The organism is Haloplanus rubicundus, assembly GCF_003342675.1.
GTDB classification, from domain to species: Archaea; Halobacteriota; Halobacteria; order Halobacteriales; family Haloferacaceae; genus Haloplanus; species Haloplanus rubicundus.
Genome location: NZ_CP031148.1, coordinates 3136818 through 3149368, shown reverse-complemented (window position 1 = coordinate 3149368; position 12551 = coordinate 3136818). Strand labels below are relative to the sequence as shown.

Below are 12551 nucleotides of genomic sequence, written 5' to 3'. Positions count from 1 at the left end.
TTATAAGGCGCCGGGGTCGAACCCTTTCAGTATGAGTGATAGGAACACACTTCCGAGCGACGCCGGCACCGTCATCGTCGGGGCCGGTATCGTCGGGTGCAACCTCGCGTATCAGCTCACCGAGTTGGGACGGGACGACGTAGTGGTCGTCGATCAGGGACCGATGCCGACGACCGGCGGGTCCTCCACGCACGCGCCCGGCATCATGTTCCAGACGGCCGAGCCGAAGGTCCTCTCGAAGTTCGCGAACTACAGCCGACAGCTCTACTCCGAGCTCGAAGGCCGGGACGGCCAGCAGGCGTACAAGGAAGTCGGCGGCATCGAGGTGGCCCGGACCGAGGAGCGCATGGACTTCCTCCAGCGACGGGTCGAACACGCGACCGCGTGGGGACTCGAGGACCCACAACTGCTCACCCCGGAGGAGGTGACCGACCACCTGCCGCTCGTCGATTCGGACCGCATCCTCGGGGGGTACTACTCCCCGACCGACGGACAGGCGTCGGGCGTCGTCGCCTGTGACGCCCTGGCCCGGCGGGCGATGGACGGCGGCGCCGAGTTCGTCCCGCACACCCGGACCGAGGACATCGAACTCGACGAGAACGGCGACGTGCAGGCCGTCGTCACCGAGAACGGCACCGTCGCCTGTGACGAGGTGGTCGTCGCGACGAACATCTGGGCGCGGCAGTTGGGCGAGAAACTCGACGTCCACCTGCCGGTCGCCCCCGTCGAGCACCAGTACACGATGACCGAGTCGCTCGACGAACTCGCCGACAACGCACAGGACGTGACCGACCACCCCCTCTTCGAGGGCTACGAGAACGTCTCCGGCGAGAAGGCGAAACGGCTACTCGCCAACCCGGACCGTCCCATCCTGCGCGACCAGGACAACGCGATGTACTACCGGACCCACGGCGACTCCTACGGCATCGGCTCGTACAACCACGAGCCGGTCGTCCCGGCCCCGGACGACTTGGGCGGGAACGACCCAGACGGCAACCAGGCGTCGGTCCACGACTTCTCCGAGCGGTTCATGAACGAGGCGACGCATCCGGACCGCCCGGACAAGGCCCCGCGAACCGCGAGCGACGAACTCATTCCCGCGACGAAGGACAAGGAGCTGGAGTTCAAGTACAACGGGATGTTCGCCGAGTCGCCGAACGGCCTCCCGATCATGGGGCCGGTGCAGGGGACGGCTGGCCTGTGGGTCGCCTCGGCCATCTGGATCACCCACGCCGGCGGCGCGGCCAAGGCGCTCGCGGAGTGGATGGAGACGGGGATGCCGAAACTGCCCGACGGTCCCATCGACCTCGCGCACTGCGACGTGAACCGCTTCGACGCCCACGAGGGGTCGTGGGACTTCACCCGCGACATCGGCGGCGAGGAGTACCGCATCGTCTACAACATCGTGCATCCGAAGTGGGTCTGGGAGGGCAAACAGCGCGACATCCGGCGTACGCCGATGTACCACGCCCACGAGCGTCGTGACGCCGAACTCTGGGCCTCCGCCGGCTGGGAGGAGCCCCAGTGGTTCGAGTCCAACGCCGACCTCGTGGAGCGATACGAGGATCGAATCCCCGATCGAGACGGCTGGGAGGCGAAGTACTGGTCGCCAATCGAGGCGGCCGAACATCTCCACGTCCGCGAACACGTCGGCCTCCACGACATGACCGCGTTCAACAAGATGGAGGTGGTCGGCCCCGACGCCGACGCGTTCGTCCAGCGGCTCTGTACGAACGACATGGATCTCGACGTCGGGCAGGTCCGGTACACCCTGATGTGTAACGAGGCGGGCGGCGTCCGCGCCGACATCACGGTGACGCGGACCGACGACGACCGTTACCTCCTGCTCACGACGGGCCGCGAAGTCGGAAACAACCACGTCGCGTGGGTGCGCGAACAGGCGCCGGAGGGCGTCGTCGTCAACGACGTGACCTCCTCCCTGGCGGCGATGGTCTGTACCGGCCCGGACGCGCGGAAGGTGCTCTCGAAAGTCGCCGACGCCGACCTCTCGGACGACGCGTTCCCGTACTTCACGAGCCAGCAGTTCTACGTGAAGAACGTCCCGGTGACCGCCCTGCGGGTGTCCTACGCGGGCGAACTCGGCTGGGAACTCTACACCCCCTCCGAGTACGGCGAGACGCTCTGGGAGCACGTCATGGAGGCGGGCGCGGAGTACGACATCCGCCCCTACGGCAACGGCGCGCTCGACTCCCTGCGCATCGAGAAGGGGTTCCGGCTGTGGGGTGAGGACCTCCACACCGAGCACAACCCCTACGAGGCCGGTCTCGGCTTCGCCGTCGACCTCGACACCGACTTCGTCGGGAAAGAGGCCGTCGCGGCGGCCGCCGCCGGCGACAACGTCCGCCACGAAGTCGCCTGCCTCACGCTCGACGACCCCGAGGCGGCGATTCTCGCCGACCGGCCGGTGTTGGACCCCGAAACCGACGAGGCCATCGGCTACGTCCACTCCGCCGAGTACGGCTACTCGGTCGGCGCCTGCGTCGCGTACACCTACCTCCCACCGGAGTTCGCGGAGCCGGGCACCGACGTGGAGATTCTGTACGAGGGCGAGAAGTACGCCGCGACCGTCGAAGAGGAGCCACTGATCTAGATGAGTGGAACGCTTCCCGACACGGCCGAGACGGTCATCGTCGGCGCCGGCGCCGTCGGCTGTAGCGTCGCCTACCACCTCTCGGAACTCGGCGCCGAGGACGTCGTCGTCGTCGACCAGGGACCCCTTCCCGTGACCGGTGGATCGTCGACGCACGCGCCGGGCATCATGTTCCAGACGTCGCCGTCGAAGCTCATGACGAAGACGGCCCACTACACCAGCCGCCTCCTCTCCGACGCCGGCGTCTACGACGAGGTGGGCGGCATCGAGGTGGCCCGTAGCGAGGAGCGGATGGACTTCCTGCAACGGCGGGTCGAACACGCCACCGCCTACGGGTTGCCCGACCCGCAACTCCTCTCGCCCGCGGAGGTTACCGACTACCTGCCGCTGGTGAACGAAGACGAGATTCTGGGCGGCTACTACTCGCCGACCGACGGCCGGGTCGACGGCATCGCCGCCCTCCAGTGGTACATCCAGCAGTCGGACGCGGACTTCTACGGCCACACGTCGGTCACCGACTTCGACGTGAGCGGCGGTTCGATCACCGCAGTCGAGACGGACCGCGGCCGCATCGACTGCGACCGCTGTGTCCTCGCGACGAACAACTGGGGGTACAAGACGGGCAAACTCGCCGGTCTCGACCTGCCCATCGCGCCCGTCGAACACCAGTACGCCGTCACGGAGCCACTGGACGAACTGGCCGGCGCGGAGCCGACGGCCCGCGTCGACACGGGCGACTTCGAGGTGCCCGGCGACCACCGCATCGCCGACGCCATGAGCCGCGGCCCGACCCGGCCGGTCGGCCGCGACCAGGACAACTCCCTCTACTTCCGCACCCACGGCGACGCCATCGGCCTCGGCTCGTACAACCACGAGTCGCTGACGGTCGACCCCGACGCGATGGGGGCGAACACGGAGCGCCGGCAGGCGTCGGTCCGCGAGTTCACCGACGAGCACTGGGAGCGCGCGACCCACCCCGACCGCGACAAATCGCCCAAGCGGGCGTTCGAGGAACTCCTCCCCGTCTCCGAGGGCACGGAGTTCGAGGCCACCGAGAACGGCATCTTCGTGTTCACGCCCGACGGGATGCCGGTCCTCGGCGAGACGGCGGCGGTCGACGACCTGTGGACCGCCCTCGCCATCTGGTGGACGCACTCCGGCGGCTACGGCAAGATCCTCGCGGAGTGGATGGAGACGGGTGTCCCAAAGCTCCCGTCCGGCCCCGTCGAAACCGGCGGCATCCACGTGAACCGGTTCGAACCCCACGCCGGCGAGAAAGGCTACTTCGTCGACCGGGGGGCAACGCAGTACCGGCAGGTGTACAGCATCGTCGAACCGCGCTGGCAGCCCGACGACCACCGCGGCCTCCGACGGAGCCCGTTCTACGCCCAGCAGGCGGAACTCGGCGCCGAGTTCTACCAGTCCGGCGGCTGGGAGGCGCCGCAGTGGTACGAGTCGAACGCCGACCTCGTGGAGCGCTACGCCGACGAGATTCCCGAGCAGGAGGGGTGGCAGGGGGTCAACCGCTCGCCCATCGAGGGCGCCGAACACCTCCACACCCGCGAGCACGTGTCGATGTTCGACATGACCTCGTTCAGTTCCATCGTCGTCTCCGGTGCGGGCGCCGCGGACTTCCTCCAGCGGGTGTGCACCAACGACGTGGATATCGACGAGGGGCGGGTCCGGTACTCCCTGCTCTGTAACGAGGGCGGGAACGTGCTGGCGGACGTGACCGTCGTCCGCCTCGGTCCCGAGGAGTTCGTCGTGACGACCGGCGGCGGCAACTCGCCGGGCATCCACGGCGGCTGGCTCCAGTCTCACGCCCCGGAGACGGTGTCGGTCACCGTCGAGGAGGGCGCCCGATCCACGGTCGGGCTGTGGGGGCCGAAGTCCCGGCTCCTGCTCCAGCGGGTCACCGACGCGGACGTCTCCGCCGAGGACTTCCCCTACTTCAGCGCGAAGCGAATCTACGTAGGCGAGGTGCCCGTCCTCGCTCTGCGTGTCTCCTACGTCGGCGAACTCGGCTGGGAACTGTGGGCGCCGACGGAGTACGGCTCGCGTCTCTGGGAGACGCTGTGGGAGGCGGGTCAGGACCTCGACGTGCGGCCGATGGGCGGCGGCGCGCTGGAGTCGATGCGCCTGGAGAAGGGCTACCGGCTCTGGGGGACCGACATCGACACCGACGCCGACCCCTTCTCGGCCGGGCTCGGCTTCGCCGTCGACATGGACACCGACTTCGTCGGCCGGGAGGCGCTGGCCGAGAGACAGCCGGACAGCCGGCTCACCCCGATCACGCTCGACGACTCGACGGACGTGATCTTCGGCGGGCGGCCCGTCCTGGACGGGGACGAGGCGCTCGGCTACGTCGTCGCCGGCGACTACGGCTACAGCCTCGGCGAGTCCATCGCCTACGCGTACCTCCCCAGCGAGTACGCGGACGCGGGCACCTCGGTCCAGGTGCTGTGTGAGGGAACGACCTACGACGCTACCGTCCGCGACGAACCACTGTTCGACCCTGGCCGCTCGAAGATCCTTCGGTAATCGGCCCGAATTTCTTCGAGAAAAACGCCAAACTTTATCTGACACAACGAGTAGTTTCTATGTGGCTCTCTGCCATGGGTGCGGCTATCCATGACCATGGTAGTTCGGCGCTCGCCGGAGGGCCGGCGCACGGGCGACGCACAGACCGACGACCGACATCCGAAGACACGCACATGATCCACCGACAACACACGACCGGCACGCACCGGACGGAGGAGCGATATGGCTAAATCAGACGACACGACTGGAGAGATGTCCGAGGGGCTGCAGGTAGAACTGTTCCACCCCGAGTCAGACCGCGAACCCGGCGACACCAACATCCAAGCACTCGGCTTCGACATCCATCCGGTCGTCTTCCCCGTGGCCCTGGTTCTCATCGGCCTGTTCATCGCCGTCACGATCCTGCTCGGTGACCAGGCAGCCGCGGCGTACACGTTCCTATTCAACTTCATCGGCGAGAACTTCGGCTGGTTCTACCTGCTGTCGGTGAACATCTTCATCGTCGTCCTCCTCTTTTTCGCGTTCAGCAAGTACGGCAAGATCAAGATCGGCGGCGTGGAGGCCGAAAAGGAGTTCAGCGACTTCTCCTGGATGGCGATGCTGTTCAGCGCCGGCATGGGGATCGGCCTCATGTTCTTCAGCGTCTCCGAACCGCTGTACTACTTCCAGAACGTCCCCGGCTTCTTCGGCGCCGAGGCCGAAACCGGGGCAGCGGCGTCGGCGGCCATGGCCCAGACGTTCTTCCACTGGGGCTTCCACCCGTGGGCCGTCTACGGCCTCGTCGGCCTCGGCCTCGCCTTTTTCTCGTTCAACCGTGGCCTGCCGCTCACCTTCCGGTCGATCTTCTGGCCCCTGCTCGGCGACCGCATCTACGGCTGGCCGGGGCACGTCATCGACCTCGTGACGGTGTTCGCCACGCTGTTCGGGCTCGCCACCTCGCTCGGTCTCGGCGTGTCACAGGTGAATCAGGGGCTCTCCTACGTCGGCGGCGACCTCCTCGGCTTGGTCTCCGTTCCGACGAACCCCCTCGTGCAGACACTGCTCATCGCGGGCATCACCGGCATCGCCACGCTCTCGGTCGCGGCCGGCCTCGACGGTGGGGTCAAGCGCCTGAGTACCATCAACCTCTACCTGATGTTCGCACTGCTCGGTTTCCTCATGATCGTGGGGCCGACGGTGTTCATCCTGGGTACGTGGGTCGAAGGGCTCGGCGTCTACTTCAACAACATCCTCGCGCTCGGCTTCTTCCGCGGGACGCTCGCCGATGGTGGATCGACGGTCACCGCCTGGACCGTCTTCTACTGGGGCTGGTGGATCGCGTGGTCACCGTTCGTCGGGATGTTCATCGCCCGCATCTCGAAGGGCCGGACCATCCGCCAGTTCGTCATGGGCGTTCTGGTCCTTCCGGCGATGTTCTCCACCATCTGGCTGTCCGCCTTCGGCGGCAGCGCCCTGTTCAACTCGCTGCAGGGTAACGGCGCGGCGCTCGCGACTTACAACGAACTCGGACAGACGGTCGCCATGTTCGCCATGCTCGAACAGTTCCCGCTCGGGGCGATTTCGGGCATCCTCGCGACGCTCCTGGTGATCACTTTCTTCGTCACGTCCTCCGACTCCGGGTCGCTCGTCATCGACCACCTGACCTCCGGCGGCAAACACGACGTGCCGCGTGCCCAGCGTATCTTCTGGGCGGTCACCGAGGGCGCCGTCGCCGCCATCCTGCTCTACGGTGGTGGCCTCACCGCCCTGCAGACGGCAGCGATCACGACCGGTCTCCCCTTCGCCGTCATCCTCTGTCTGATGTGTTACACCGTCTATCTCGGACTCAGCAACGAGTACGAAATCCTCGAATCCGAGGAGTTCGCCGAAACCATTCAGGAGCTCTCGGACCGCGAGAACGTCGACGTGGTGACGGCGGGCAACGAGATGGTGACCGACGTCAGGGAAGGCGACGACGCGGCCAGCAGCGACTGACGGATCCCCTCGACCGCTCTTTCGAGTTCTCATAGGGAGTCTCGGAAGTCAGCAGAGATTCTCGCCGGGATGGTCCGGCGAGAATCTCTGGACAGTTACGATACTTCCTATCACTTCGCCTGTCGTTCTACCGACGCCGAGGCGTGGATCCACCGACGTGCCACTCCGCCCAGCCCCGTCGCCGCCACGAACACCCAGACGACGAGACCAACCGGACGCGGAAGCGCCACCAGCACGACCGCACCGAGTCCTGCCCCGACGAGCGGGCCGGCCCACGGTCGACGGTCGCCGACGACGGTCGTCAGGGCGGCGCCGACGACGACGAACCCGAAGCCGCCGACACAGAGCGCGACGCCGACGCCGAGTACCACGCCGGCCTGTCCGACCGCGCCGCCGAGGCGGAGCGCCTGCCCGAACGCGTAGGCGATCACGAGCCACCCGAGGGCGGACGCCGCCACGCCGTACAGCGGCGCGGTGAGCGGCCGTTCGAGCGTCGCGTCGACCGCCCAGTTGAGCAGCCCCGCGCGCCAGTACCGAACCGCCGCGGCGACGGTCAGGACGAGCAGGAACGATGCGGCCGCTCGACCGGGATCACTGGCGACGACGGCCGTCGGCTCGATACTCCACTGGAGCGACGCGAGGGCGACGACGCCAGTCGTGGTCCGCCGCTCCCCGTCCTCTCGGCGCGAACGTGACACGCGGTCCGATTGTGTGGGCGTCGGGGAAAGGCTGTCCCCGACGAGTCCTTTATGCTATTCCTTGCCTAACGGTGGACAGTGGCCGACGACGCCCACGGTCTCGGGAAGAGACTCACTGCGGCCGGTAGTCGGACGACTGCGGCGCTCCGGTGGCTCGCCGCGACACTCCGACGGCTCGCCGAGCGGGTGATCGATCCGTTGCGGACCGGCGATGGCCCGAACAAGTTCCGCCTCTCGAGCGTCGAGACCCACACCACTACCATCGACGGCGACACCGGGTGGGCGTACCGTCCGCCTGCGATGCTCCGGTGTCCGGACTGCGGGAGCGAGATCCTCCAGGCGGACTCGCGGGCGTCCATCGACTGTCCGACGTGTTCGGTCGACCTCCCGGCCGAGCGGTTCGGCGACCTCGACCTGCTCGGTCTCACCTGCCCGGTCTGCCGGACGCCGATGCAACACGGCCAGCGTCACCCGGAGGCGTTCGACGTGCCCGAGTGGGCGAACTGCCCGAACTGCCAGTATCACTGGGAGTTCAAACACTTCTACTGACTCGGGCGCGTCGCCCGGTGGAACTTTTCACGCTCCGGCGTGTGAACACGTCCATGCCCGATGCGGTTCCGACGATTCTGGCGCTGTCGATAGTCGCGGCGTTCGCCGTCGCGCTGTGGTTGATGGCAGCCGGTCGGCTCAGCCTCGCCGGCCTCACCTTTCTGAGCGCCAGCATCCTCATCTACCTGCGCGAGCGGTGGCTCCGGCGGGATACCGCACCGTGACGTGCCGACCGTCGTCAGTCGTTCATCTTCTCCCGCACCGTGACGACCGGGGACTCGGCGGTTCGGACCACCTTCTCCGCCGTGCTCCCGAGGAGTGCGCCCCACTTCCCCCGATACGCGCTCCCGAGGACGATGGCGTCCATCCCCTCGTCTTTGGCGTAGTCGACGATCTCCTCGCCCGGCGACCCGCTCCGGAGCGCGGTGACACACTCGACCCCCTCCTCGGCCGCCATCTCGCAGACGTCGTCCGTCACTTCCTCGCCGTACTCGCGGTACCGCTCGCGCATCTCGTCCTCGTCGTCCCTGAGATACACCGTTCGTGGTGCACCCGGGAGGTCGACGACGTAGAGCGCGTGTACCGTCGCATCACACGTCGCCGCGAGCTCGATACCGTGCTTGGCTCCTTTCATCGCCTCGTCGCTACCGTCGAACGGGATTAGAATCGTATCGTACATGGCTCTCCGTCCCTTACCGGTCGTTCTCCTGACTGGAGCAAATAACTTGGGGGCGGTCAGGCGTCGTCCCCGTCGTCGCCCAGTCCGCCGAGCGCGTCCGCCTCACCGAGGACCGACCGGCCGAGGAGTCGCCCGCCGATGACCGCCGGGCTGATGACCGCGTCGGCGCCGACGGCCTCCAGTTTGTCGGCGTGTTTCTGGTCGGTCGCCGCGGCGACGATACGCACGTCGGGGTTGGCCTGCCGGGCGGCGACCACGGCGAGGGCGTCCCGCGCGTCGTCGTCCGTCGCCACGACGACCCCCCGTGCGGCGTCGATACGGGCGTCGAGCAGCGGTCCCTCGTCGGTCGGATCGGCGGTCAACACGTTCACGTCGCGTTCGTCGAGTGCCGACGCCGCGTCGGCGTCAGGCGTCACGACCACCACGTCCGTCGTCGCTTCGAGTTCGTCGAGGAGCGGTTCGGTCAGTTCGCCGCTCCCGAGGACCAGTACGTGATCGTCGAGCAGTGTGAGTTCCGAGGCTGTCATGGTTCCGAAGGCGCTGGAGATGCGGGATTCGAGGACGGGCACGATCAAAGAGCCCGTGGCGACGGTGAAGGCCCCCGTCCCGAGGACGATTATCGAGAGCGTGAACAGTTTCGTCACCTGCGTCGTCGGCGTCGCGTCGCCGTAGCCGACCGTCGTTCCCGTCACGACGATGTAGTAGAACGCGTCGGTCACCGTGTCGACGCCGACGAAGTGCTCGCGCATGGCGTAGGTGCCGACGGTGCCGTACACCTGGACCCCGACGAACGCGAGCAGCGCCGTCGTCTGGAACGCGGTCAACTCGACTCGACGGTCGAAGCCCGACCGCTTCGCCACCGCCAGCGTCGCCCCCGCCACCCCGACCAGCGCGGGCACCGCGTCGCTCGCCGCCCCCGTCACCAGCGGGATGCCGAGCAGGACCGCCACACCGCCCAACACGCCGTACCAGGCGAGTCGGTAGCGACTCCGTAACCCGACCGCGACCCCCGCGAGCAGGAAGCCGACGACGATGCTCGCGAGCGGTATCGCGTCCGACGCGCCGGGCGGGAGCGCGCCCGCGAACGGCCCGGTCGGCGTGACGCCGCCCTGGCTCAGGTGGGAGAGCCCGGCGACGAAGGCGAAGACGGCCGTCGCTCCCGTCAGCAGGACGGCCGTCTTCGGTCCGGAGAACGTCCGCCAGTAGACCAGCGGTACCTGCTCGGGCTGGTGGAACAGCTCGTCGAGCGCCGTATCTCCCGGCGTCTCGGGGGGATCGGTCGCCACGGCGACCAGTTCGCGCGGCAGCGACAAAAAGAAGCCCCCGACGACACACCTATGTTTCCGCCCACCGACACGTATGCCATGGCCTCACACGCCACGGCCGTGCTGGAGCGGCTCGCTCGTTCCGCGCTCCTCCCCGTGTGTGTGCTCTCCGGCGTCGTCGTCGTCTCCGGCTTCTTTTTCCCCGCCATCGTCGGCTCCGTCGTCTCCGGCCGTGGATGGCTCGTCCTCTCGCTTCTCTTTTTCGGCACTGGGCTCGCCTACCTCGCGCTCCTCCCCGTGAAGCGACCCGACGCCGACGACTCACAGCCAGGGGCGCCGTATCTCCTCCGGGTCCGGCACCTCTCGTGGCGAAACTGGGTCGGTGGCTTCCTCGCCCGACAGGACCCCGTCACCTTCGGCGTGCCCGTCGCCGTCCTCGGCGGCTTCTTCGCCGCCCGCCTCCTCGCCCCCGCCCGAACTGGCGCGGCCGTCACGGCGGCCCAGCGCGTCCTCTTCCGGCAGTTCGACTGGCTCTTCCTCGGCGCCATGTTTCTCGCCGTCGTCTACGCTCTCTTCCTCCTGGTCGGCCCGTGGGGGTCGATCACGCTCGGCGGTCCCGACGCCGAACCGGACTACACCTACCCGACGTACTTCGCGATGGTCTTCACCGCCGGCATCGCCGCCGGCATCGTCTTCTGGGGGCCGGCCGAGTCGCTCTTTCACTACGGAGCGCCCCCGCCCGGCTCGGGCGCTGCCCCCCGCTCCGCCGCCGCCGCCGTCGTCGCGCTCACCTACGCGAGCTTTCACTGGGGGGTGTCGGCGTGGTGTGCCTACCTCGTCGTCGGTCTCCCCATCGCCTACTACACCCACCAGCACGGCGCGCCGCTCCGCGTCTCGACGATTCTCACGCCCTTCCTCGGCGTCGACCGGTTGGACGGTCCGCTCGCGAAATTCGTCGACGTGCTGGCCATCTTCGCCACCATCGGCGGCATCGCCACCTCCGTCGCGTTCGTCGGCCAGCAGTTCCTCGCCGGCATCACCTTCCAGTGGGGCGTCGCCGTCGGCGGCTCCGGCGCCCTCCTCTTCGTCGCCGGTCTCGTCGTCATCTACAGCGTCTCCGCGGAGAGCGGCGTCCAGCGGGGCATCCGCCGCATCGCCGGCGTCAACCTCGTCCTCTTTGTCCTCTTTGCCCTCCTGCTTCTCGTCGTTGGCCCCCGCGGGTTCGTCCTCGACGCCGGCGCCGCCGCCCTCGGCCGCTACGCGACGGACTTCGTGTCGATGAGCTTCGTCACCTCGGGACCGTGGGCCGCGAACTGGACGGTCTGGAACTGGTCGTGGTGGTTCTCGTGGGCGCCCTTCGCCGGGCTCTTTCTCGCGGCGCTCTCGAAGGGTCGCCGGGTGCGGACCGTCGTCTTCACCGGCGTCGTCGCCACGTCGGCCGCTTCCGTCTGCTGGCACCTGCTGTTCGGCGGCACCACCCTCGCCCTCCAGCGATCCGGCCGGGCCGACGTGCTCGCCGCCGTCGAGGCCGCCGGCGGCTCCGAAGCCGTTGCCGGCTTTCCGGTCCTCGCCGCCCTCCCGCTCTCCCGACTGCTCCTCTTCGTCTTCCTCGCGCTCATCGTCGTCTTCATCGTCACGTCCGCGGATACGTCGACGCTCGTGGTGTCGATACTGGCGACCCGGCAGGGCGTCGCGCCGACCACCGGGAGCGTCGTCTTCTGGGGCGTCCTCCAGGGTCTCGTCGCCGGCGCCGTGTTGCTCGTCGGTGGCGGCGAATCGCTGCAGGTCGCGGCCGTCCTAACCGGCGGCCCCTTCGCCGTCCTCTCGGTGGTCGCGCTGGTCGGCCTGACCCTCGCGTTCCGCCGACACGAACGCGACCGCTCGACGCTCGTCGGCCGTGTCCGGGCCGCAATCGGGCGCGTCGGCGGCCCGCCGGGCGACGACTAACGATACACCGGGCGGAGGTCCGTCGCGTCCTTGTCGTAGCCGAGCCAGACGCTGAGGACGGACGCGACCAACACGAGGTAGATCGGAAAGAGCGCGAACAGGACGTACAGCGCCGTCGTCGTCGTGAGGACGCCCCCCAGATAGCCGGCGCCGAGGGCCGCGAGGCCGACGATGCCGGCGGCCAGTATACCGAGTCGGAAGGCGCTCCGCGCGGCCGGACCCGGCGTTCGTTTCAGAGTCGTCATCGATGCTCGACGTAGGCCGCTCGACGGGATAAGTCGCCGGAT

At 68.1% G+C, this 12551-nt stretch carries 10 protein-coding genes; 6 read left to right on the top strand and 4 right to left on the bottom strand.

The window, feature by feature from the left end:
- Positions 1–31: 31 nt before the first annotated feature.
- The 3 genes from DU484_RS17275 (at position 32) to DU484_RS17265 (ending at position 7126) form a co-directional block, all read left to right on the top strand.
- On the top strand, positions 32–2611 hold the full coding sequence (locus DU484_RS17275; RefSeq protein ID WP_114606553.1) for a GcvT family protein: 2580 nt from the start codon (positions 32–34) through the stop codon (positions 2609–2611).
- On the top strand, positions 2612–5152 hold the full coding sequence (locus tag DU484_RS17270) for a GcvT family protein (RefSeq protein ID WP_114606552.1): 2541 nt from the start codon (positions 2612–2614) through the stop codon (positions 5150–5152). It abuts the gene before it with no gap.
- A gap of 222 nt (positions 5153–5374) precedes the next feature.
- Positions 5375–7126 carry a BCCT family transporter gene (locus tag DU484_RS17265; RefSeq protein ID WP_114606551.1) on the top strand — a complete coding sequence of 584 codons (1752 nt, stop codon included), beginning with the start codon at positions 5375–5377 and terminating at the stop codon, positions 7124–7126.
- Positions 7127–7236: 110 nt separating this feature from the next.
- Here the strand turns inward: DU484_RS17265 and DU484_RS19675 are convergent, their stop codons facing one another.
- Positions 7237–7824 carry a hypothetical protein gene (locus tag DU484_RS19675; RefSeq protein ID WP_157969588.1) on the bottom strand — a complete coding sequence of 196 codons (588 nt, stop codon included), beginning with the start codon at positions 7822–7824 and terminating at the stop codon, positions 7237–7239.
- A gap of 78 nt (positions 7825–7902) precedes the next feature.
- Here DU484_RS19675 and DU484_RS20170 point away from each other — a divergent pair, with 78 nt between their 5' ends.
- Both DU484_RS20170 and DU484_RS20090 read left to right on the top strand, forming a co-directional pair.
- Entirely contained in the window at positions 7903–8373 is a 471-nt protein-coding gene (locus tag DU484_RS20170; RefSeq protein ID WP_222844866.1) for a hypothetical protein, read from the top strand.
- A 53-nt stretch (positions 8374–8426) separates the two neighbouring features.
- Positions 8427–8597 carry a hypothetical protein gene (locus tag DU484_RS20090; RefSeq protein WP_187347723.1) on the top strand — a complete coding sequence of 57 codons (171 nt, stop codon included), beginning with the start codon at positions 8427–8429 and terminating at the stop codon, positions 8595–8597.
- A 14-nt stretch (positions 8598–8611) separates the two neighbouring features.
- On the opposite strand, the gene DU484_RS17250 is transcribed toward DU484_RS20090, so the two are convergent.
- Together DU484_RS17250 and DU484_RS17245 are read right to left on the bottom strand one after the other, a co-directional pair.
- A complete protein-coding gene (locus DU484_RS17250) occupies positions 8612–9052 on the bottom strand; it encodes a universal stress protein (protein ID WP_114584146.1) in 441 nt (146 codons plus the stop codon).
- Between the two features lie 56 nt (positions 9053–9108).
- Positions 9109–10338 (bottom strand): NAD-binding protein, encoded by a 1230-nt coding sequence (locus DU484_RS17245; protein ID WP_114606550.1) that lies wholly within the window; start codon positions 10336–10338, stop codon positions 9109–9111.
- Between the two features lie 78 nt (positions 10339–10416).
- Here DU484_RS17245 and DU484_RS17240 point away from each other — a divergent pair, with 78 nt between their 5' ends.
- On the top strand, positions 10417–12264 hold the full coding sequence (locus DU484_RS17240) for a BCCT family transporter (protein ID WP_114606549.1): 1848 nt from the start codon (positions 10417–10419) through the stop codon (positions 12262–12264).
- Here the strand turns inward: DU484_RS17240 and DU484_RS17235 are convergent.
- Positions 12261–12509, bottom strand: a complete 249-nt coding sequence (locus tag DU484_RS17235) for a hypothetical protein (protein ID WP_114584143.1) — start codon at positions 12507–12509, stop codon at positions 12261–12263. The genes DU484_RS17240 and DU484_RS17235 overlap by 4 nt on opposite strands.
- Positions 12510–12551: the final 42 nt, after the last annotated feature.

Bases quoted from the DNA above. Each gene is read 5' to 3' on its own strand.
- DU484_RS17270 (WP_114606552.1), top strand. From the start codon at position 2,612: ATGAGTGGAACGCTTCCCGACACGGCCGAGACGGTCATCGTCGGCGCC.
- DU484_RS17250 (WP_114584146.1), bottom strand. From the start codon at position 9,052: ATGTACGATACGATTCTAATCCCGTTCGACGGTAGCGACGAGGCGATG.
- DU484_RS17265 (WP_114606551.1), top strand. From the start codon at position 5,375: ATGGCTAAATCAGACGACACGACTGGAGAGATGTCCGAGGGGCTGCAG.
- DU484_RS17240 (WP_114606549.1), top strand. From the start codon at position 10,417: ATGGCCTCACACGCCACGGCCGTGCTGGAGCGGCTCGCTCGTTCCGCG.
- DU484_RS17235 (WP_114584143.1), bottom strand. From the start codon at position 12,509: ATGACGACTCTGAAACGAACGCCGGGTCCGGCCGCGCGGAGCGCCTTC.
- DU484_RS20090 (WP_187347723.1), top strand. From the start codon at position 8,427: ATGCCCGATGCGGTTCCGACGATTCTGGCGCTGTCGATAGTCGCGGCG.
- DU484_RS17275 (WP_114606553.1), top strand. From the start codon at position 32: ATGAGTGATAGGAACACACTTCCGAGCGACGCCGGCACCGTCATCGTC.